17 protein-coding genes are annotated in these 21,651 nt (G+C 74.1%); 3 read left to right on the top strand and 14 right to left on the bottom strand.

The window, feature by feature from the left end; genetic code table 11:
• Positions 1–23: 23 nt before the first annotated feature.
• The 3 genes from KBY47_RS15340 to KBY47_RS15330 are packed head-to-tail and all read right to left on the bottom strand — an operon-like array spanning position 24 to position 2,404.
• On the bottom strand, positions 24–734 hold the full coding sequence (locus KBY47_RS15340) for a cation transporter (protein WP_210921654.1): 711 nt from the start codon (positions 732–734) through the stop codon (positions 24–26).
• Positions 735–736: 2 nt separating this feature from the next.
• Positions 737–1,072: a helix-turn-helix transcriptional regulator gene (locus KBY47_RS15335; protein WP_210921653.1), complete on the bottom strand. Its 336-nt coding sequence runs from the start codon at positions 1,070–1,072 to the stop codon at positions 737–739.
• A gap of 27 nt (positions 1,073–1,099) precedes the next feature.
• Positions 1,100–2,404, bottom strand: coding sequence for an amidohydrolase (locus KBY47_RS15330; protein ID WP_374103082.1), 1,305 nt, complete (start codon positions 2,402–2,404; stop codon positions 1,100–1,102).
• A gap of 167 nt (positions 2,405–2,571) precedes the next feature.
• Here KBY47_RS15330 and KBY47_RS15325 point away from each other — a divergent pair, with 167 nt between their 5' ends.
• A complete protein-coding gene (locus KBY47_RS15325) occupies positions 2,572–2,748 on the top strand; it encodes a thiazolylpeptide-type bacteriocin (protein WP_053760578.1) in 177 nt (58 codons plus the stop codon).
• A gap of 71 nt (positions 2,749–2,819) precedes the next feature.
• Here KBY47_RS15325 and KBY47_RS15320 read toward each other — a convergent pair whose 3' ends face one another.
• The 10 genes from KBY47_RS15320 to KBY47_RS15275 form a co-directional block, all read right to left on the bottom strand.
• Complete coding sequence (locus tag KBY47_RS15320) at positions 2,820–4,751, bottom strand: TOMM precursor leader peptide-binding protein (RefSeq protein ID WP_210921652.1); 1,932 nt, start codon at positions 4,749–4,751, stop codon at positions 2,820–2,822.
• On the bottom strand, positions 4,748–5,503 hold the full coding sequence (locus KBY47_RS15315) for an ABC transporter permease (RefSeq protein WP_210921651.1): 756 nt from the start codon (positions 5,501–5,503) through the stop codon (positions 4,748–4,750). Before KBY47_RS15315 ends, KBY47_RS15320 begins: the two co-directional genes overlap by 4 nt.
• Complete coding sequence (locus KBY47_RS15310) at positions 5,500–6,498, bottom strand: ABC transporter ATP-binding protein (RefSeq protein ID WP_210921650.1); 999 nt, start codon at positions 6,496–6,498, stop codon at positions 5,500–5,502. The genes KBY47_RS15315 and KBY47_RS15310 overlap by 4 nt, the downstream gene beginning before the upstream one ends.
• Positions 6,499–6,527: 29 nt before the next feature.
• Positions 6,528–7,622, bottom strand: coding sequence for a site-2 protease family protein (locus KBY47_RS15305; protein ID WP_210921761.1), 1,095 nt, complete (start codon positions 7,620–7,622; stop codon positions 6,528–6,530).
• Positions 7,623–7,639: 17 nt separating this feature from the next.
• Positions 7,640–8,695, bottom strand: a complete 1,056-nt coding sequence (locus KBY47_RS15300; RefSeq protein WP_210921649.1) for a lantibiotic dehydratase C-terminal domain-containing protein — start codon at positions 8,693–8,695, stop codon at positions 7,640–7,642.
• The gene (locus tag KBY47_RS15295) at positions 8,683–11,412 is read right to left on the bottom strand and encodes a lantibiotic dehydratase (protein WP_210921648.1); all 2,730 of its coding nucleotides are present in this window, start codon (positions 11,410–11,412) and stop codon (positions 8,683–8,685) included. The genes KBY47_RS15300 and KBY47_RS15295 overlap by 13 nt, the downstream gene beginning before the upstream one ends.
• Before the next feature lie 12 nt (positions 11,413–11,424).
• A complete protein-coding gene (locus KBY47_RS15290) occupies positions 11,425–13,011 on the bottom strand; it encodes a nitroreductase family protein (protein WP_210921760.1) in 1,587 nt (528 codons plus the stop codon).
• 53 nt (positions 13,012–13,064) lie between these two features.
• Positions 13,065–14,990, bottom strand: coding sequence for a TOMM precursor leader peptide-binding protein (locus KBY47_RS15285; RefSeq protein ID WP_210921647.1), 1,926 nt, complete (start codon positions 14,988–14,990; stop codon positions 13,065–13,067).
• Positions 14,980–17,193, bottom strand: a complete 2,214-nt coding sequence (locus KBY47_RS15280) for a TOMM precursor leader peptide-binding protein (RefSeq protein WP_210921646.1) — start codon at positions 17,191–17,193, stop codon at positions 14,980–14,982. Before KBY47_RS15280 ends, KBY47_RS15285 begins: the two co-directional genes overlap by 11 nt.
• A gap of 101 nt (positions 17,194–17,294) precedes the next feature.
• Positions 17,295–19,157: an AfsR/SARP family transcriptional regulator gene (locus KBY47_RS15275; protein WP_210921645.1), complete on the bottom strand. Its 1,863-nt coding sequence runs from the start codon at positions 19,155–19,157 to the stop codon at positions 17,295–17,297.
• 743 nt (positions 19,158–19,900) lie between these two features.
• On the opposite strand from KBY47_RS15275, the gene KBY47_RS15270 reads away from it, so the two are divergent.
• Together KBY47_RS15270 and KBY47_RS15265 are read left to right on the top strand one after the other, a co-directional pair.
• Positions 19,901–20,392, top strand: coding sequence for a DUF2975 domain-containing protein (locus tag KBY47_RS15270; RefSeq protein ID WP_210921644.1), 492 nt, complete (start codon positions 19,901–19,903; stop codon positions 20,390–20,392).
• Positions 20,392–20,613 carry a helix-turn-helix transcriptional regulator gene (locus tag KBY47_RS15265; protein WP_210921643.1) on the top strand — a complete coding sequence of 74 codons (222 nt, stop codon included), beginning with the start codon at positions 20,392–20,394 and terminating at the stop codon, positions 20,611–20,613. The genes KBY47_RS15270 and KBY47_RS15265 overlap by 1 nt, the downstream gene beginning before the upstream one ends.
• Before the next feature lie 177 nt (positions 20,614–20,790).
• Here the strand turns inward: KBY47_RS15265 and KBY47_RS15260 are convergent, their stop codons facing one another.
• Entirely contained in the window at positions 20,791–21,627 is an 837-nt protein-coding gene (locus KBY47_RS15260; RefSeq protein ID WP_210921642.1) for a hypothetical protein, read from the bottom strand.
• Between the last annotated feature and the right edge of the window lie 24 nt (positions 21,628–21,651).

Genomic DNA, 21,651 nt, shown 5'->3' with positions numbered 1-21,651 from the left:
TCCCACCAAGCTCTTGAGTGAAGTCAGCAGGCGCGGCTCTGGCGGCAGCCGGTGTCCGTCCCGCGCCGCCGGTGGGGGGAGGCGGCTGTCAACGGCGTACAGCATCCCTTGCCCCGCCAGGCGTCGCGGCCCTCCTTGGCGGCGACGGCGGCGATGACGAGGGCGGCGGCGGGGTCGGCCCAGGACCAGCCGAGGGCGGCGTTGAGAACCAGACCGGCCAGGAGCGCGGCGGACAGGTACGTGCACAGCAGCGTCTGTTTGGAGTCGGCGACCGCGCTGGCGGAACCCAGTTCGCGCCCGGCGCGGCGCTGGGCCGCGGACAGGAACGGCATGACGGCCAGGGACAGGGCGGCCATGACGATGCCGGGAAGGGAGCGTTCTGCTTCGCCACTCCCGGCCAGCGCGCGGACCGCGCCGACGGTGACGTACACGGCGAGCGCGAAGAAGGAGGTGGCGATGATCCGCAGGACGGCCTGTTCGCGTGCCTCGCGCAGGGCGGGGTCGGAGGCGGAGAACTGCCAGGCGACCGCGGCGGCGGAGGAGACCTCGATGACGGAGTCGAGGCCGAAGCCGATCAGTGCGGTGGAAGAGGCGAGGGTGCCGGCGGTGAGGGCGACGGCCGCCTCGACGATGTTGTAGGTGAGGGTGGCCGCGACGAGCAGGCGTATGCGGCGGGTGAGCGCTTCACGGCGGGCCGGGGCGGGGCCGGGGAACACCGTTGTCTCGGCGGTCATGGTCAGCAGCAGCCCTTCTCGCCGGCGTCCGGGCAGGCGCGGTCGGTCTCGACGGCGACCACGGCGGTGCGCAGGTGGCCGAGGGCGCGGCCGAGGCGTGCGTCGGCGAGTTCGTAGCGGATGCGGCGGCCGTCGGGGACGGTGACGACCAGGCCACAGTCGCGCAGGCATGCCAGGTGGTTCGACAGCCGGGTGCGGGAGATGCCGATGGCGTCGGCGAGGCCGGCGGGGTAGGCGGGGTTCTCGCACAGGGCGAGCAGGATGCGGCAGCGGATCGGGTCGGCGAGAGCGCGCCCGAACCGGGCCAGCACCTCGATGTCGGAGGCAGCGGTCAGCATCCCCCGAAAGTACACGAGATCCTGAATTCAGGAAACCATGGACCATGTGTCGGAGTGAAGCACGGCGAGCGCCGCCGTGGTCAGGGCCCTGGTCGCCGAGGGCAGGGCGAGCGGCAGGTGCGGGGCGAAGGCGGGGGAGTGGTTCGGGGGCAGGGACGCGAGCCGTTCGGCGGTGCTCGTGCCGCTGGTGGCGGCCCACTGGCGGGGCCCCACCGTGCCGACCATCCAGTAGCCCAGACGGACCCCGGCGCAGCCGTGGATCTCCCGGCCGGCGTCGCCGTAGAGGCCGAAGTCCTCCGTCGCCATCGACGGCGCCCACGGCACGACCCGCTCGGCGCCCAGCACCTGCCGGTGGGCCTCGCGCGCCAGCGCGGTCACCTCCGGGTCCGGGAGCAGGGCGGGGGAGCGTGAGACCACCGTGATCCCGGCGTCCCGCGGGCAGCCCGACGCCGCCGACTCGGCCCGTACGACACGCTCGACGGCGGCCACCAGACGCTCCACCGAGGCCGGGTGCAGCGCGCGGACGGTGATGCCGAGCGAGGCGCTGTCCGGTACGACGCCGCTGTGCGCGCCGGCCTGGAGCCGGCCGACGGTGACGGTCGTCTGCTCCGCGGGTGCGCTCTCGCGGGACACGATGCCCTGGAGCCGCAGGACCACCGCCGCCGCGGCGAGTACCGGGTCCACGGTCAGGTGCGGCGCCCCGGCGTGCCCGCCCCGGCCGTGCAGGGTGACGTCCAGTTCGGCGCTGCCGGCCAGCAGGGGCTGCCCGTACCCGTGGGCCACCATGCCGCCCAGGAGCGGGGCGCTGTGCTGGGCGAGCACCGCGTCGGGGCGGCCGAAGCGGGCGTAGAGACCGTCCTCCAGCATGGCCCGCGCGCCGGTCAGCGTCTCCTCGGCGGGCTGGCCGACGGCCACCACCGTGCCCTGCCAGTGCGCCCGCGCCCGGGCCAGCAGCGTCGCGGCGCCGAGCAGCGCGGCCGTATGCAGGTCATGCCCGCAGGCGTGCATGCAGGGGCCCTGGGCGGCGTAGGGCAGGCCGGTCCGTTCCCGGACCGGCAAGGCGTCCAGTTCGGCCCGCAGGTAGACACGCGGACCCTCGCCGTTGGTGAGGACGCCGACCACACCGTGACCGCCGACACCCCGCGTCACCGCGTACCCCTGCGCCGCCAGCGCGTCGGCGAGGCGGGCCGCGGTACGCACCTCCTCACCGGAGGGCTCCGGATGTTGGTGGAGGTCCATCGCGAAGACGGTGAGCGGGCGCAGTACCGCGGCGTCCAACTGCCGCAGGACCAGGCCGTACGTGTCCGGGGGAAGGGCCGCCGCTGTGTTCACCCGGACATGCTCCGGCGTCCCGGTGACCGTCCGCTGTCAGGGCGCTGTCACCGCACGACAGCGCCCTGACAGCGGACGGCACCCGGATGCGTCAGCGGCGACCGCTGCAATGAAGGGGCCGAACACCCCGGGACCCGCCCGGGGGTGACCTCACCTCAGGAGTGACCATGGCCGACAAGTCGACTCTCGCCGCCCTCGCCGACGAGATCCTGGAACTGGAGTCGGAGACCTTCGAGATCTCGGACTACTCGGACGCCAGCGAGGTCGTCCTCGCCGGTTCCACGAGCTGCTCCTCCACCTCGACCTGCTCCTCCACCACCAGCACCACCTCCTGCAGCGCCTGACCGCCGGGCCCCGGCGCGCCGGGCGTCGCTCCGTCCCCCGGGAGCGCGCCCGGCCGTCACCGTGCGACGGGTCAGGGGAACGGATGCGGCACCCGGCGGATCTCCCCCTCCTCCAGGTCCGTGTCGCGCAGCCCGCCGCGACGGGCCGCCGTGCGCAGCCGGGGCATGTCCAGCGCGCGCTGCCGCGACCAGCCGAAGTCGATGGGCAGCAGCCCGGGAGCCAGCGCGCACACCGTGCGCAGCCCCATGCGCCGCTGCTCCGGCGTGGTCTGGTCCACGACGATCACATCGAGCCCGGCCCGGACCAACTCGTCGCGGCACAAGGCCACATCGTCGGCCAGGTCGCCGGTGCGCGGCCGGCCGGAGCCCTCCCACGACGCGTACACCTGCGCCATCGGCCGCACCGCCCGGGGCTCGTGGTACGGCGCCACGTGCACCGCCATGGCGGGCAGGCCGTACAGCTGGGCGTGGTCCTTCAGGTGCAGCACCCTGCTGAAGTCGGCGGCCATCGCCTCCAGTTCGCCCTGCCGCTCGCGCACCTGGCCCGGCAGGTGCGGTATGTACGTCAGCACCTCCGACAGGGCCCCCTCCAGCGCGGAGGCGGGATCCAGCGAGGCGCCGGCGCCGAAGGAGTACCGGCCCGGCCCGCCGTCGCGGCGTACCGCCAGCCCGGTCACCACCGGCACGGCCAGGTCGATCCGGTTGTCGAAGGCGTGCACGTCGTACCCCTGGAGCGCGGCCCGGTCGATCATGGCTCGGACGGTGCGGTCGCCGGCCGTGGCCAGGTCGATCTCCGTCAGCCGGGTGCCGCCGTACCAGGCGAGCAGGAAGGCGTCCCGTTCGATCAGTTCGAGCAGCGCGCCCAGCACCGCCTCCTCCAGGCAGCCGCCGATCGCGCAGCCGTTGGAGCACTCGAAGACGAAGTTGTCCGCGGCCACCCCGGCGCTGTAGTGCACCAGGCGGGCGGGGACCAGCAGGGCACGCTCGTCGCGCAGGGAGTAGCCCCACACCCACGGGATCGGCCGGTCGGGGTCGAAGGGGTCGACGAGCGGGTCGTCGCGGTAGGTCCGCGCCGTGTAGAAGCCGCAGTCGGCGGGGTTGAGCGCGGTCTCGCCCAGGCTGTTGTACGAGGCGTGGAGCAGCTTCGGCCCGCGCCGCCGGTGGGTGCCGGCGTACCGCTCCAGGCCTTCCAGGAACGCCAGGTCGCGGCTGGCGGCGAAGGCGTTGGCCTGGCCGCTCCAGGTCACGTCGGTCAGGCCCGCGTAGCCGCGCATGAACACGCTGCCGGCGACCGGCGCGGTGGTCGGCGAGGTGACGTTGAGCCAGGTCCCGGCGCCGAGCAGGCCGGTGACCGGGTTCGCCAGGGCCGCCGGTGCCAGCGGGTAGGAGGACGCCGGCCGCAGCCGGTAGCCGTCCCCGGCCGGTTTCGGCCTGCTGTGCAGGGCGAGTTCGGCCTGCTGGGGGCTGTCCGTGCCGCCGGGCCCGCAGTGCGGGCACAGCGGGTCGGCGTACAGCGGGAACGTGCGCACGGTCAGGGTCGCCACGTCCAGGCGGGACACCTGCGGCAGCGCCCGGTCAGCGGGCGTCGGTCCGGGCGGCACCGGTGCCGGGGAGCCGGTGACTGCCTCGTACAGGGCGTGCACCGCGTCCGCGACGAACGCCGGGTGCCGCGGCCAGTGCGGGGCGAGGCTCCACGGCGTGCCCGTCTCCAGGGCGTCCCGCTCGGTACGGGAGCGCAGCCGCTGCCAGCGCATGGCCAGGCAGGTCCCGCACGCCGCGGCGTCCGCGTCGCCGCCCCACGGCCCCACCAGCACCTCGCGGGAGGTCAGGTGCACCAGCGCGGCGGGCCGCACCGGGGCCTGCGGGTCCTCGCGCACGTCCCGCGATCCCAGGAGCACCACCTCGGGGCCCGGGCCGGGGGCGCACCGCTCGGCCAGCGCCGCCCGCAGCCGCCGCCCGGCTTCCTGAAGGGGCACGCCCTGATGTGCCAGGGTGGTCGTCATGGCCGGTTGCTCCAGCGGAAGGTCTTCAGGCCCACGGCCGCGAAGACGACGGTGAAGGCGGCGAGGGCGCCGCATCCGGCGGCCACCTCACCGAGGCCGCCGCTGCCGGTCAGGGACGCGGAGACGGCGTCGTTGAAGTAGCGCAGCGGCAGCACCCGCGACAGCGTCTGCAGCCAGGACGGCATCATGTCCAGTGGCAGGAACGAGCCGGACAGGAACGCCATCGGCACCATCAGGAAGTTCGCGATGGCGGCGACCGCCTCGGGCGTGTCGGCGTACGAGCCGATGATGACCCCGAGCGAGAGGAACGCCGTGATGCCGAACAGCAGCACGGGCAGCGCCAGCGGCCAGCGGGGGCCCAGTTCCAGCCCGAACAGCGGCAGCAGCGCCACCGCGACGAACACCACGGCCTGGGCGGCGCCGATGGCGAGCGCCAGCACGTAGCGGGAGGCGAGCACCGTCGGCAGACTCGTCGGCGTCATGCGGATCAGGCGCAGCAGGTCGTCGCGGCGCCACTGCATCAGCGTGAACGCGATCCCGAACACCGCCGCGTTGCCCACGCCCCACGACAGCACGCCGGGCGCGATGTAGGAGATGTAGGGCCGGCCGGTCTCCTCGACCTCCTGACCGCTGAAGATCAGCCCGAAGACCACCAGGAAGACCAGCGGGAAGGCGAAGGTGAAGAAGAGGGCGGAGGCGTCGCGGACCTGGGAGCGGTAGCCGGCCGCCGTCAGTGCCCCGTATGCGCTCATGTCTGGTGCTCCCTGTCCGGGGTCTGCGGGGTCTGCGGGGTGTGCCGGGCGCCGTCCGCGGCGGGGGAGGTGAGCTTGAGGTAGACGTCCTCAAGGGTGGCCGTGCGGGTCTGCACGCCGTCCAGCCCGCCGAGCGCGTCGAGCGCCGACATCACCTTCCCCGACACCCGCGTCTCCAGGACGAGGCTGCCGCCGCTCAGCACGGCGCGGTCCACGCCCTCGACCTCCTGCGCCTGCGCCACGGTCATCCGGTCCGGCGGCAGCAGCACCGAGGTCGCCGCGCCCGCGGCGCCGACCAGCCCCCGGGGGGAGTCCAGCGCGGCGACGCGGCCGTCCACCAGGATCGCCACCCGGTCGCAGAGGGCTTCCGCCTCGTCCAGGTGGTGCGTGGTGTACACGATGGTGCGGCCCGCCTCCTTCAGCGCGCGCAGGACGTTCCACAGGTCGCGGCGGGCCTGCGGGTCGAGTGCGGCGGTGGGCTCGTCCAGGAAGATCAGCTCGGGGTCGTGGACCAGGGCGGAGGCGATGGCCAGCCGCTGGCGCTGCCCTCCGGAGAGGTCCTCCACGCGCGTGTCGCGCTGCTGGGTCAGGGCCACGGCCTGAAGCGTCCGCTCCACCGCCGCGCGGCCCGCGCCGTAGAGGGCGGCGACGGTGGCCAGGTGCTCCTGTGCCGTCAGGCGCACGAAGAACGCCGAGGACTGGGTCTGGACACCGAGCCGGGGCAGCAGCGCGGCATCGCGCGGCCAGGGGGAGGCGCCCAGTACGCCGACGGTGCCCGAGTCGGCCCGGCGCAGGCCTTCCATGATCTCCACCAGGGTGGTCTTGCCCGCGCCGTTGGGTCCGAGCAGGCCGAAGAACTCGCCCCGGGCGACGCGCAGCGACACGCCGTCCAGCGCCTGGCGGCTCCCGTAGCGCTTGCTCACCCCCTTGACGTGGATGGCGGCGTCCCCCGCCCGGTCGCCGGGGTCCGCCGGCACGGTTTCCGTCTCCGTCATGCAACGACTCCTCGAAACAAACAGGCCCGTCAGGGGGTGAGCAGGACAAGCGCGGCCGTGACCGCCGCGGCCGCGATCAGCAGGACCAGAACGGACGAGCCGATCCCGTAGGCCGTGTACAGGACCCGGGCCCGGCGCGGGTAGCCGGCCGCGGCCCGCCCGTCACGCAGCCGCAGCCGCAGGTAGCGCCCGCTCTCCGGGGCGTAGTGGGACACGCCCAGCACGTGGGAGAGCATGGTGTACCCGTCCAGCGGGGGCAGCGGCAGCAGGTTGACCAGTGCCTGGACGCTGCCCAGCAGCAGCAGCCCCGACAGCACCCGGCGGGTGGGATCGCCCGTCTCCAGCGCCGCCCACCAGAGGGCGAAGGGCAGCAGGAACAGCAGGTTGGCGAAGGCGCCGGCCGCGCCGACCGCCAGCTGGTGCAGGCGGCTGCCGAGGAAGCGGTAGTCGTCGACCCGGCAGTACATGATCGCCGCGGGCAGCCGCCAGCGCAGGCCGATCTCGCTCACCGTGCCGCCGTGGTGCCGGGCCGCGACACCGTGCGCCAGTTCGTGGCCGCCGGTGCTCAGCCAGAGCAGGGTGAACACGGCCAGCAGCGCGACCGGCTGGTGGAAGAGCCACCCGGTGTCCCGCACCAGCGTGCCCAGCTGCGCGGCCAGGACCGCCTCCATGGCCAGACAGGCCGCCAGCAGCGGCAGCACGACCCGCCGCCGCAGCAGCGGGCGCAGCGCGCGGTGCATCCGCGCGGTCAGCGCGTCGGCGTCGGCGACCAGGCGCCAGCTGCCCCGGTACAGGCTGCCGGTCCGCGGCGGCGCGGGCGGCGCGGCCGGCGCCTGGCGCGGCGGCGCGCCGACCAGCAGCCCCCTGGTGCCGAGCAGCCCCAGCAACTGCCGCCAGTTCGCCTCTCCCAGGCGCCGCCCGAAGGCGCGGGCGTACTCCTCGCCGATCTCCTCCAGGTTCCTGGCCCCGTCCAGCCGGGAGATGAGGAAGTACTCCTTCGGCCCGACCTCGAAGGCGGACCCGTCCGCGGGGTCCCTGATCAGGTGCACGGTGGCCGGGCCGCGCAGCACCGGCGCGCTCAGCAGGATGCCCGGCCGCAGCCGGGGACGGTGGGTGAACGGCATCCCGGTCCTCTCCGCGCTCACGAGGCGGCCTCCGTGGCGCCGGCTGTGCCGGAGCGCAGGACCCGCCCGAGGATGTGGGAGAGGTAGGCCTCGTCGCGGATCGTCACATGCAGCCGGTTGTTGGTCATGTGCATGTACGGCGACAGCAGCAGCGGCAGGGCGAGGGCAGGGTCGCTGACCCGCTCGTCACGGCTGCCGTCCCAGGAGCGGAAGACCAGTTCGCCCGCCTCGGCCAGGGCGGCGGCCCTGCGGCGCAGCTCCAGGCAGTGCGCCGCCCAGCCGCGCAGGAAGGCCGGCAGCGCATCGAGCCGGTTGGTGGCGACGGCCCGGCGGATCTCACCGAAGCGGCGGCCGAGGCGGGGCGCCATCTCGGCGTAGTGGCGGTCGTACTCCGCAGAGCCGATGAAGCCGGTGCCGGGGAAGGCGCGGTGCCAGAACTCGTAGTACCGCTGGAGGTAGCCGGCGAGTTCCTCGTCGTCGGTCAGGAAGCAGCTCGCCATGACCATCATCAGCTGCGCCGACGTCCCCAGCAGCACGGTCCGCAGGTGCAGGTTCATGGTGCCCAGGGCGTCGATGACGAGGTCGCTGGAGTGCGCGAAGTGCCACTCCGCCAGGGCGACGCCCGCCGGACCGCCGTACTTGCCGTACTCGGGTTCGTACGGTTCCCAGGAGCGGGAGTTGTTCGGGCGCAGCCGCATCCGGCCGTCCTCGGCCATGAAGTCGCCGCGGTCGCCCTCGGGGAACTCGATCTGGAAGAGCGTGTTGTAGAACTCGTTGAGGAAACCGGAGTCGACCTCGTAGAGCGCCGGCCGGCCGCGCAGGAAGGCGTCCACGGCCTCCTCCGCCCTGCGGCGTACCTCGGGCGCCGCCTCCTCGGTGGCGGGCTTCAGACGGAGCCGCACGTGCGGGCCCTCCAGCCAGTAGTTGATGAAGAAGTGACCGGCGAGCAGCCCGTCGCCGTCGAGGTCGGCGACCAGCGGCCCGACACACTTCACCAGCAGGGGCTGGGGGTTGGCGGCGTAGAAGACGTGCAGGGCCTGCCACGCGCCCGGGGAGCGGGTCAGCTCGGACATGAGGTGTCCTCCTCGGTGCGTCGGGTGGCGGTGAAGGTCTCGACGGCGAGTTCGGCGACATGACGGCCCCGCCCGGACACCACGTGCAGGGCGTTCTCCGCGGGCAGCATCTCGCGCAGCTCGACCCGGTCGTCCCGCGACTTCACCAGCGCCTCGAAAGCGGTGAGCGACAGGAAACTGTCGAAGTCGACGTACTGCGGCTTGGCGCCCACACCACCTCGCGGACCGTGGGAGACGGTGGCGAAGACCCGGGCGGGCAGGCCGTGTTCGCGGCGCCAGCGCCGCCACGCCAGGAACACCTCCTCCTGCGGCGCACCGGCAGGACGGACCGGCAGGGACGCCGCGGTCGTGGACCAGGAGCGCCGGGCCAGGACCAGGTTGCCGTGCCGCACCCGCGGGCGGCGGGTGACGCCCTGGTGCGCCGGGCCGTGCGGGACCCCGGCCCACACGTCCAGCGGCGCCATCGACGTCGGCGACAGCAGCAGCAGCGTGCGCGCGGTCTCCGGCAGGGCGAGCGGCACGAGGTAGCCCAGGTAGACGGGGATGACCTCGCGGCCCAGGCGCGTGGAGCGCAGCACCAGGCGGTCCTCCGCCTCGTCGTGCCGCAGGTACAGGTCGTCCAGGTGGATGCGGTCCTCCTCGGGAACACTGCTGGTCTCACCGGGACAGACGATCTGGTAGTCGGTCAGGCGCCCGTGGAGGTTGAGGTTGCTGGTCACCGGGCCGCCGGTGAGTTCCGCCAGGACCGCTCCGGGCGGGGTCAGAGCCGCGGCCTGCTCGCGCAGCAGGTCCGCGACGCCCGGTCCGGGGCCCTCGTCCCACACGTGCGTGAAGCGGCTGAAGGGGAACGACAGCCCGCCGTAGGAGCGGTTGAGCACGAGCAGCGGCTCACCGTCCCCGGCCGCCAGTTGCAGGTGGTGGCTCTGCGGGGTGAACGGGGCCGCCAGCTGGTCGAGTTCGGTCGCCACCTCGGCCAGGTGCGCGTCCTCAAGGACCACCTCGGCCTCACCGGTGTGCCGCGCCCACAGCGCGCGCATCCGGCCGATGAACGCCCGCCGGCCCCGGTCCACGGCCCTGATCTCCGCAAGGCCCAGCCAGTTCTCCTCCGGCACGTACTCGCCGTCCGCGTCGAAGGGGACACGCTTGGCGGTGAAGGACAGGTACTGCTCGAAGAAGTCCTCGTGGAAGTCGTGGACGAGGCCGAGCAGGTCGTCGCACCGGCCGCCCCTGCCGTAGCGGGCGAGGAAGAAACCCCTGAACGTCAGCCGCTGCGGCAGGGTCAGGTCGAACGCCGGGAGGATCCGCTCCACGGAGCGCAGCGCACCCCCGTCCGCGCCGGTCCAGGCGCCCAGCCCGCAGGAGATGTCATCGCCGGCGTCGGCGTCCTCATAGAGCAGGGTCTGCGGCAGCGACACCTCGGGTGCGCCCAGCAGCCGCTGGGCATCCCCCAGGCAGGCCCGCAGCCGGCGCAGCAGGTGCCTGCGTTCCGTGGTGGCCGCGTCCGGGTAGGCGTCGATCAGGGAGGCGGCGGCGCCGAGTTCCGCGCCGAGGCGGGCCGCCCACGGCCGCTCCAGCTCCCGCAGGGCGTCGCAGAAACCGCGCAGCGGGTCGGCCGCGTGCACGTCGGTGTCCAGGCACGGCACGCGGATCATCCCCAGCTGCACCAGCGCCGACACGTACGACTCACCGAGCCGGGTGTCCTCCCCGTCCGCGCCGTACTCGGCGCACAGCCAGTCCACCAGTTCGCCGTAGCGCAGGTCCCGTTCGCTCAGCAGCCCCAGGAGCCGGTCCAGCGCCCCGCTGCGCCGCAGGAAGAACAGCCGGTCCTTGACCGCGTCGAAGGTGACGGCCGCGTCGTCGTCGCCCGCGGTCACCCAGCGGCGCACGTACCGCACGCGCTGGTCGTCGCCGCCCCAGCCCGGGGCGAGCCGGACGGGGAGGTCGGCGCGCAGCGCCGGGGAGGCGAGGATCTGCTCCGCGAAACGGGCCAGCACGACGACGTTCAGCCGTACCCGGCCCCGCCACCGCCCGCGCAGGCGCACCCCGGCGCCGTCACCCTCGTCGAAGGTGCCCAGCGCGACGCCGGTGAACGTACTGAACGGGCTGGTCTTGCAGGCCGTGCGGTACAGGTACGACAGCACCGAACGCTCCACCTTCCGCAGCCGCTTGTCGGGGCGCGTCCCGGGGCCCAGGCGCGCGTACGGCTCCAGGCGTGCCTCCAGCGTCGGCGACGCCAGCAGCAGCCCGGCCCGCAGCCGGTCCTCCTCCAGCAGCGCACGCAGCGCGGCGCGCGTGCGGGCGAGTTCCCCGTCCAGCAGCGCGGCCCCCCGCCGGTACAGCTCCTCCAGCGCGCGCCGGCCGTCCAGCCACTGCCGCATCCCCTCGGCCGCGGTGGCGTCCAGCGCCTCGATCAGGCCGAGTGCGGACGCGTCCGGCCGGGGCAGCCGGTTGTTGAACACGTCCCGGCGCAGCGCGAGCAGACCACGGCGCGCCCCGCCGCCGTCGCTGTCGAAGGCCCGTTCGGCGGCGGGGACGAGCGCGTGGAGTACGTCGCTCAGTTCCCGGCCCTTGGTGCGCAGGTGCTCCTCGGCGCCCAGCACGTCCTCGGCCCAGCGGACGCTGTCGGGGCAGCGCAGGCCGTGCACGCTCTCCACGGGCAGCCCGGCCACCCGCAGCAGGAAGCGCCGGCCGGGCTGCCAGCTGGTTGTCGGTGTCATGGCAGCTCCCGGTCAGACGAGGTCGCAGTGGAAGTCGGCGGGGTGCGGCCGCTCGTTGCCGAGCAGCATGATCAGCAAGGGTGCTTCCCCGGTGTCCTCCAGACCGAGCCGCTCGGTGTAGGAGATGTTGTCGAAGCCGAGGGCGACGCCCGCGCCGAGGCCGAGCGCGGCCGCCGCGGTGTAGAAGGTCTGCGCGATCGCGCCGACCGTGGCGTTGACCAGGCGGTAGCCCCGGTCCCCGACGGCGTCCAGAACGGCCGTCGTGCGGACCGCGGGGACGATGACCGCCCCGCTCTGTTCGAGGTTGTAGTTGGACAGGAAGTAGTTGTCCTGGAGGAACGAGCCCGGCGCGCCCGGTGTCACCAGCCGCAGGGTGTGCGTGCCGGCTTCGTAGGCGTAGGCGCCCGGCTCGACGCCCTCGACGTGGTTGACGAAGGCGTACAGCCGTGCCAGCGCGGGGGTGCCCTCGGGTTCGGCGTCACTGCCGATCCGGGTCCGGGCGCACGCGGCGAGCGTGGCGGCCAGTTGCCGCGCGGTCACCGGGACGGTCGCGTCGAAGCGGCCGAAGCTGCTGCGGCGCGAGCGCAGGGCGGTGCGCACGTCGACCTCGGGGAACGCGGCGGGCGGCAGCGTGACCGGCGCGGCGGCCCCGGTGCGGGCGGCCGGCGCGCACGGGCCGAGGGCGCCCGGTGCCGGCCGGTCGCCCGTGTGCCCGGCCGTCGCGCGGTGGATGCGGTGCAGGGTGTCGAAGGCGAGCACGGTCCGCGACCGCTCCACCTCCCGTCGGCGCACCGCGGCACCTTCCGCCGCGGATGTGGTCGAGGCGGCCCGCTGTGTGTCCCAGAGCAGCGGTACGACGGCGAACAGCCCTTCCTCGTCCCCGTCCAGACCCAGCAGACGGGCCAGCCGTGCCTCGTCGAACCACAGGGCGGGCGCCAGGCGCAGCCCGCGGGCGCGCGCCCAGATGTGCCAGGTCTGCAGCAGCGCTCCGACGTCCATGCTCACGGCGTGGAACGAGAAGCTGTTGTACTTGAACGCGTTCTGCCAGTACTTCACGCCCAGCACCAGGTACTGGTCGGTCGCCGGGCCGTACGCTCCCAGCGCGGCGCGCACCTCGCCGCTGACGTCGCCCGCCAGCAGCCGCTGCATGCAGTGGCGGGGCGGGCAGTAGTAGTGCACGGCGGGGGTGAGCGGCCCGGACGGGCCCGAGACCCAGTAGACGCTCACCGGGTACAGGCCGCCGCCGGAGGCGGTGCCCCGGGACCAGTTGGCCTGGGTGTAGTGGGGCAGGGCGGCGAGGTCGGTGTTGGCCTGGACGCCCAGGCGCCTGCCCACCAGCCCGTAGGAGTCCTGGAGCATGCCGGACAGCAGGGGCAGGGTGAAGGGCTGTGCCGTGGGCGGCGGGCCGTCCGGCAGGCAGCCGGCCGCGACGGTGGCGTGCGCGGGGTAGGGGGTGTCGGGCAGCGGGAACGACTCGGCGCCCGGGTAGTACTTCGCCTTGCGCGGCCGGTCCGCCCAGTCGGGCACGAAGTCGGCCGGCTCCATCGGGATGCGGCCCCGGTGCATGATGGCCGTCGCGTATTCATGGGCGTAGCCCACGGAGGTCTCCTCTTGTCTGGCGTGGGGGCGGGCGGCGGTGCGGGCGGGCGCGGTCACGGGAACGGATGGGGGGCCGGGTTGAGGTCGGCGGCCTCCAGGTCCTTCTCCCGCAGTCCCGCCTCGCGCAGGGCGGTGCGCAGCCGGGGCATGCCGAGCGCCCGCTGCCGCGACCAGCCGAAGTCGATCGGCAGCAGGCCGGGAACGAGCACGCTGAAGGTGTGCAGTCCCAGCAGCCGTTGCTCGGGCAGGGTCTGGTCGACGACCACCACGTCGAAGCCGGCGGCGGCGACCGCGGCGACACAGCGCTCCAGGTCCTCCCGCAAATCCGGTGAGCAGGGCGCGCCGCTGGCATCCGGCCACTGGAGGTCGCCGACCGCGAGCGGCGGCCGGGTGGCCGGGGCACGCAGCAGGAAGTCGGCGTGGACACCCATCTCGGGGATGCCGTAGAGCAGCGGGTGGTCGTGCAGCGCGGTCACCCGGGAGAAGTCCGCCGCCATGGCGCGCAGCCGTGCCTCCTCGCGCTGTGACCTGCCCGGCAGGTTGACCGCGTCGGTGGCGATCTCGCACAGCGCCGCGTCCAGCGCGGACTCCGGGTCGAGCCCGGCGCCCGCGCCGAAGCACATCCGGCCCAGGCCCCCGTCGGTGCGCTCCGCGACGCCGGTGACGACGGGGATCGGGAACGTGATGCGGGTGTCGAAGAAGCGGGCCCGGTAGCCGTACATCGCCAGCCGGTCCACCATGTGCCGGGTGGCCGGCCGGGCACTGGTGGCGGGGTCGATCTCCGCCAGCGGCTGCCGCCCGTACCAGGCCAGCAGGAAGGCGTCGCGTTCGACGACTTCCATCAGGCCGAAGTAGACCGCCTCCTCGGCGCAGCCGCCCGACGCGCAGCCGTTGGAGCTCTCCTGGACGAACCGGTTCTCCAGACCAGGCGCGTGATAGTACGTCAGGACCTCGGGCACCAGCCGGGGCTCGCGGTCCCGCAGGGAGTAGCCCCACACCCACGGGATCTCGCGGTCGGGGGCGAACGGCACGATGTGGGGGTTCTCCCGGTGGAAGGCGTCCGAGTACAGGCCCACCCGCCTGGGGTCGACCGCGTGGGCGCCGAACTCCTCCAGCGATCCGCGCACCGTGGTCCGCTTGCTCCGCGCCCGCATGCCCGCGTACCGCTCCAGTCCTTCGAGGACCCCGATGCGCGCCGAGGCGGCGAACGAGCCGGCGTGCCCGCCCCAGAAGGTCTCGCGCAGGTACGGTCCGGAGCGCATCGAGAAGCAGCCGATGGCCGCCGACGTGGACGTGGACGACACGTCGTGGACGACGGACGGCCCCAGAGCACCGCACAGCGGGTTCGCGAACGCCGCCACGTCGATGCCGTACGCCTCGATGCCCCGCAGCCGGAACGTCCCCGGCGCGTGCTTGGGCGCGGCAGCCAGGGCGAGACGGGCCTCCTCGGGCGTGTCGGGCACGGGCCGGGAGCAGGCCGGGCACTGGGGGTCGGGCACGAGGGGGTAGCTGCGCACGGACAGCGTCTGAAGGTCCAGTACGTGCACGTCCGGGAAGGGCCCGCGCACCGGGGCCGCGTGCGCCCGCGCCACCAGCGAGGCGAGCGCCTCACCGGTGAACGGGACGGCGTACGGCCACGGCCCCGCCTCCTCGGTGCCGCCGCCCAGTTCGAGGGCGTCGCGCAGCGCCACCGAGCGCACCGCCTGCCAGCGCCTGGCCAGGCACCGCGGGCACGGCGCCCCGGCGCCGGGAGTGAGGGGACCGACGACGGCCTGCCGCCCGTACAGGTGCACCGGGACGGTGCTCGGCGGGAGCGGGCCGCCGCCCTCGGCGAACGCGTCACCGAAGCCGAGCGCGCTCACCGACACGGCGATGCCGCCCTGGCCCTGACCGTGCAGCGCCGTTCGCAGCAGGCCGGTCATCAGCCGGACCGCCCCCGGCTCGTGGACGGCTCTCCGGTCCGTGACGCTAGTCGGCATGCCGGGCCTCCGACGTCAGCAGGACGCGCACCACGTGGACACCGGCACGCTCCAGGTCGGCGGAGCCCGTGGGCACCACCAGGGCGTCCCGCCGCTGGTCGCCGAGCAGGCGCAGCACGCCGGCCCACGACGGGGCGCTCGCCCCCTGGGCGGTCACGCTGCCCCGGACGGCCAGCGCCCGCGGGTCGAGGTCGCCCAGCAGCGGATCACCCCAGGAGATCTCTCCCGCCAGGCCCTGCCGCTCCAGCTGGACCCGGCCGAGCAGGTCACGCAGCGCCGCCGAGGCCGCGGCCGGGTACGACAGGTCGGCCGCGACCGTCCAGCGGGCCCCGGCCCGGGCCAGCACCACGGCCACCCCGGTACGCTCCCGCTCCCCGAGGTCCAGCAGTTCCGCCTCGACGCCGAGGTGGGCGGCGGAGCGCAGCAGGAAGACGAGTTCGGGACCGGCTTCGTCGGCGTCGGCGGTGACGGCGATCTCCGGCACGCCGGAGCCGCGCAGGGCCCGCCGCAGCGCGTCGTGGGCGAGGGCCGACAGCAGGCCCTGCGCGGCGGCGTCGGCCGCGCTCGCCGCCGCGCTCATACCGGCGCTCGTGGCCTCGAAGAGGCGGTCGCGGTTGCCGTCCCCGAACGGGCGCACCGCCTCACCGGGCACCAGGAACCGCTCCTTGGTGAGCAGGGAGGTGGCCGCGGCCCAGCCGCGCACGTCGCCACGCGCGCCCCCGGCGCCGCTCCAGGTGCCGAACACCGCCGGGTCCAGGCGGACGGCCGGCTCCGGCGCGCTGGTGCCGCGGTGCGGGACGACGTGCTCGGCGTAGGTTTCGGCGGCGCGGTGCAGGGCGCGCAGCCGGGCGCCCGCCACGTGGTGGACGTCGGCGGCGCCGACGCGGCGGGCGCGGCCGTGGCCGAGGCCGAGCCGTACGACGCTGAGTTTGAGCGGTGTCTGGGTGATGGTCTCGTCGTCGTAGCCGGTGAACACACCGGTGTGCGGCCGCAGCAGCACCGAGCGCCGGTCGAGCTCCTCCACCAGGGCGTCCGCCTCGCGGGCGGTGTCGACGGTGGGCAGCGCCAGCGCGCCGCCGCCGGTGTCCGGGCGGGCCAGGTCGATGCCGGTGAGGTCCGCCTCGGTGGCGTCCGCGCACCACGGACACCGGGGGTGGGGCAGCAGGGGTTCGGAGATGACGTCGAGGGACTCCACGTCCTGGATGACCAGTTGCCCGGCCGTCTCGGCGGGCAGCGCCCCCGTCGCCGTCTTGAACACCTCGTAGCCCAGCAGGTTGCCGAGCATCGCGGCCAGCGGCCGGCCGGGGCGGGCCGCGGGGGCCTGCGCCGCGGCCGGCAGGTCCAGGGCGAGGGCACTCCACACGTCTGCGGCGGGCGCGGCGCCGTCGCCCGCTCCCAGGCGCAGCACGGCGCACGCCCAGCAGCCCGTGGTCTGCGCCGACATCAGCGGACCGACGATGGCGTGGCGGCCGAACGACCAGGCCGGCAGGAGGGTGCGGCCCGCGGGCACCCCGGCCCGCAGCAGCTCGAACACGCCGCGGCCCGCCTCGGGTCCGCCCGTGACGACGACCACGTCGTATCCCTCGAAGGCGGCCCAGGAAAGCGGCGCGCGGGCGGCGAGTTCGCCGATGTCGACGGGGCATCCGTCGGCGCCGGCGGCCGCCGCCTCCGCGGTGATCCCCTCCAGGCCGAGCTGCGGCAGTACGCCGATGGCGGCGCTGCCGTTGCGCAGCAGGCTCAGCACGCACCACCGTGCCACGAGGTCACTGCCGACGACGGCCACCCGGGTGTCGCGGAAGCGCTGGAAGCGCCGCGCGGCATCGTCGGCGTAGTGGTCGGCGTAGGCGATCTGGGCCGCGTAGCGCCGCGCCACGTCCTCGGACGGCTCGGGTCCGTCGAACGCCCGCGGCGAGGAGCCGGGCGCGACGGAGCGGGCGAAGCCCCGCTCGTACAGGGTGCTGACGAGTTCGCCGACCATCGCCCGCTGCCGGTCGCCGAACCCGGCGCAGATCTCGGCGACGGTGTGGTCACCGTCGAGGTGCGGCACGAGCAGGGTGGCGAAGCGGTACGCCGACCTGGCCGTCAGACGGAAGCCGCCGTCGGCGTTGTGGAAGAGGACGCCGTCGGGGGTCTCGGTGAACAGGACGTCGCGCCGGATGCGGGGGCGGGACGCCGCGACTGCTTCGTACCGTGCGGTGGGCATGCTGGTGTCACCTCTGGGTGGGGGCCGGGTGGGAGGGACGGCCGGGCGTCTGGTCTGGACGGGGCCGGGTGAGAGCGCTGGTCGGCGGGTGGTCGCGGTGGTCAGCCGGGGGCCGTCGTGGCGCCCGTGCGCGGCGGCGGGACCGCCCCCCGCTGACGCGCGTAGACCCTGAGCAGTTCGTGGATGCGGTACGGCTTGGGCGGGCCCTCCTCGACGAATCCGGCGTCCGCCAGCTGTTCGAGGACCTCCTCCGGCACCTCCGGCGCCGCACGGGCGGTTCGCTGGCCCTCGCCCCGGAGGGCCAGCACCACGAACGCCTCCCGCAGCTCGGGGCTGAGCCGGCGCAGCGCCGCCTCGAACACGTGCGGCACGGACATCAGCGGCTCGTCCGCCAGCGAGAGCCTGGCCGGCAGGTCCGCGGCCAGCCACGCGGCGCCCTCGCCGATGCCGAGGCCGGGCCGCGTCAGCAGACGGGCCGCGGCGATCCGCAGGCTCAGCGGGAAGTGACCGCAGACCCGGGCCAGTTCACGGGCCGCCTCGGGCTCCCGGGCGACCCGCTCGGCGCCCAGGATGCTGATCAGCAGCTGGTGCGACTCCTGCGGGGTGAGCGTGTCCAGACGGTGCACGGCCCCGCCGTGGGTGGCGATCAGCCCGGCCAGGCCGCGCCGGCTGGTCACCACCGCGACGCCCTCGCCGGGGGAGGGGAGCAGGGGGCGAATCTGTTCCGAGCCCACCGCGTCGTCGAGGACGAGCAGGCGGCGGCCGGCCCCGTCGGGGGGCGGAAGCTGCGCCCGGGCCTCGGCGGCGCCGAGGGCACTGCCGTCCGCGCGGGTCAGGGCGAGCGTGAAGCAGCCGCCGGGGAACGCGTCCCGGGCCAGGTGGGCGGCCTGCAGGGCGAGAGCGGTCTTGCCGATCCCGGGGGCTCCGGAGATCACCACCGGCCAGGTTCCCGGACCGTCCGCGGTCAGCGCACGCCGTACGGCGTCGAGTTGTTCCGTGCGGCCGGTGAAGCAGGGGACCGGGGCCACCGCGGCGGCCGGCACCGCGGGCCGTGCGGGCACCGCCGCCGGCGACGGGGCGGGGGCCCGCGCCGGGGGAGCGGGGAGCCGTGACGCGGCGGCGGGCAGCGGCGCCTTTGGTCTTCGCGCACCCGTCTCGCCCGGCGGGAGCACCGCCCGCGGGCGGGCCGCCGCGATCGCGGCGACGGCGGGGACCTGAGGGACACCGAGCTGCTCACCGCGCAGGATCGCCAGTTCCAGGCGTTGCAGGCTGGCGCCCGGGTCGATCCCGAACTCCTCCTTGAGCCGCTCCTTGACGGCCCTGATCTCCGCGAGGGCCTCGGTCTGGCGGCCGGTCCGGTAAAGAGCCTCGGCCAGCTGCTCGGAGAACCGCTCCCGCTCCGGGTGGCGTCTCGCCGCCTCCCAGACCTCCGCCAGCACCTCGCGGCACCGCCCGCGCGCCAGTTCGATGTCACACAGGCGTTCCAGTGCCCTCAGCCGTTCCTCGGTCAGCCGGGGTGCCTCGTCGCGGTGCAGCAGCTGCGACGACACGTTCGCCAGTACCGGCCCGTGCCACAGCGCGAGCGCCTCCTTCAGCACGTACGACTCCGTCTCGGCGTCACCGGTGGCATCCGCCGAGCGGACCAGGTCGCGGAAGCGGACCAGGTCCAGGCTCTCGCGGTCCATGCGCATCCGGTATCCGCCCGGGACCGCCTCGATCGCGTCGTTCGCGACCCCGTACTTCGCGAAGATCCGCCGGAGCCGCAGAACGCAGCTCTGCAGCGCGGCCCGCGCCGTGGCGGGGGGTTCGGTGTCCCAGACGGCGCGCACCAGGTACTCGGTCGACACGGCCGCGCCGGAGTGGATGAGCAGGGCCGCCAGCAGGCTCGTCGGCTTGGACGGCTGAAGGACGGCGGCATGCTCGCCATCGGCGATGCTGAGCAGCCCGAGCAGCTGGAACCGCATCCTCTTTATCGCTCCGTCTTTGTCTGCTGACGGTACGGGCGGGCGGCTGGTCTAGCTCGCTGCCGGGACCGGTCAGGAATACGAGTGTGCGAGGTCTTGGGGGTGCTGACGGCCTTTTTTGAACGCTCGATGACCAGAGTGGAAACGCGGAACGGGGACGACTCTGCGGCACCAGACATCAGGCCACCTTTTGGGGTGCCGTGCAGGTGCCAGCGGACACCTTAGTGACGGCCTCCGGCCACGTCGATCCCCGCCTGAGGGAAATTCAAGCGGGCGCCGGATTTATGTCGCATTCCTCGAATGCCGCACCTTGATCCGTTTGTCCCGCCTGTCTTGGAGATTATGAAGTCCCCGCAAACAGAGGGAAGTTGCGGACATGACCCGTCCCTCGGTGCTGCCGCCGCTCGCTGCCGCCCCGGCCGGCAGCGCCTCGCTGGAAACGGAAACGCGAATACAGCTCCGCTTCATTACCGCCGTGACCGTGCGACGGCATTGCGACGCGCTAATTCTCCGTGAGCTGCCTGGAATGGCAAGCCGGTCTTTGGCCGTGCGCGGGTGGCCCATGCTGTCGGGCGGTAATTCGCCGTATTCGCATGGTGTCCGATCCGGCGCGCCATGCGGTGGGAGGGGGGTGACGGCATCCTGCCGTGGTGCGGAGGCCGTTGCTCGCCCGCCCCTTCGACGCTTGCGTGATCTATCGAGAGTCGATAGATTCCGATCGCGACTCGATGGGAGGACTAGGTGTGGGAAAGCTGACGGTGGGCGCGCTCCGCGCCGTGCTCGTAGCGGTGCTCACCGGTACCGTGTTCGTACAGGCGGTGATGGTTTGGGCGTTGGTCAGTGGGAGCGACCCGGAGGACGGGGCGCTCCCACTGACCCCGCTGCGCGTGATCACGATCCTGGGCATCGGGGCGGCCCAGGTCGCCCTGGTCTGTGTGTGGCGACTGGTGACGATGGTGCGACGCGGAACTGTGTTCTCCCACGCCGCCTTCCGGTACGTGGATGTCACCATCGGAGCGATCGTCGCGGCTGCTCTCGCCTGGTTCGCGGCCACGACCCTGAACGCGCCCGGCCAGCAGGACGACCCGGGCGTCACCCTCATCATGGGCGGGGTTGGCGTGGCGATCCTGGGGGTTGCGCTCATCGTGCTCGTGCTGCGGATGCTGCTCGCCCAGGCCGTCGCGCGCGACTTGGAAGCGGCGCAGATGCAGGCGGAGTTGGACGAGGTGATCTGATGCCGATCGCCGTCGACATCGACGTGATGCTGGCCAGGCGGAAGATGTCTGTGGGCGAGCTCGCGGACCGCGTGGGGATCACGCCCGCCAATTTGGCGGTACTCAAAAACGGCCGCGCCAAGGCGGTGCGCTTTGCGACACTCGCCGCGCTCTGCGAGGTGCTCAAGTGCCAACCAGGCGACCTGCTTCGCTGGGAGGCCGAGGACACCGCGGGCGCATAGGACGTTGCCCTATGAGGTCAGCCGCCGTAGCCGATGGCGGTGAAGGCTACGCCCTGGGGGCGGAGAGCCTCGTGGACCGCCGGGTGTGAGAGGCGCAGGGATCCGTCATCGGGGGAATCCGCCGGCCGAGGCGATGGATGAGCGGCGTCCGAACCGGTCGATTACCGCAGCACAGGGTCAGTCCGTTCTCCTCGGCCTGTGTGCGGGCGCTGGTGAGGGGTCTGCGGGTGGTACGCGGCGACCTGATGCGCCACGTGATGCTGGGTCCTCGCCGGGCCGCAGCGCCGTGACCAGACCGTCTGCCAGGCGGACGGCGGCGGACGCGGCGCCGCCCGGCGGCGCGGTTCCCGCAACGGCCCGTACGACCGCACGGGCCTGCGCCCCGGGCCAGGTGTCCGCGTACGCCTCGGGACTGCCGGTAGCGTACGCGTCCGTGAGGGCCTCGCCGAGTGCCTGCGCGTGTGACTCGGCGAAGGCACGCGCGTTGGCGTCGCTGCTGAGGCGTGCGTACTCGTGGCCGTAGGTGTCGGCTTCAGCTGCGGAGAAGCCGTTGGCCAGTGCGAAGTCACGGGCGCCGGTGTGGGACTGGGCGTACGCGCTCGTCCGGTCGTAGGCCGCGTCATGCAGGCGCAGGAGGACGGCGGTGAGCGCTGGCCGCCACCGGTCACGGCCCGCGGGTGTGCCCCTTTCCGCCGAGGTGTGCAGGCCGGCCAGCGCGGTCACCGCGGCGGTGTCCTGCGCGTGGACCGTGCGGGCCAGCAACGGCAGGACCGTGCCGGCCTGCCAGCGGTGGACGGCGTACAGGCCCGCGGGAGCGGGCTGGGCGAGGACGGTGTGCAGCCGCCCCGCCCAGTCGTCCGCGACGTCGGACGGCAGCAGGCCGTGAAGAGCGGTCGCGAGGTGCCACGCCCAGGCGGGCGGGGCCGCCCCGCCCACGGTGGCCGGGTCCGGAGGTTCGGCGGGCTGGGCGCGCAGCGCGGCACGGAACGCGGCACGGCCGGCGGGCGGGGTCACGGGGCGCCTTCACTTTCGTCGGGG

The organism is Streptomyces sp. B93, assembly GCF_018070565.1.
In the GTDB taxonomy this organism is placed as follows: Bacteria; Actinomycetota; Actinomycetes; order Streptomycetales; family Streptomycetaceae; genus Streptomyces.
The sequence above is the reverse complement of the archived record's forward strand: the minus strand, read 5'-3'. Positions and strand labels throughout refer to the sequence as shown.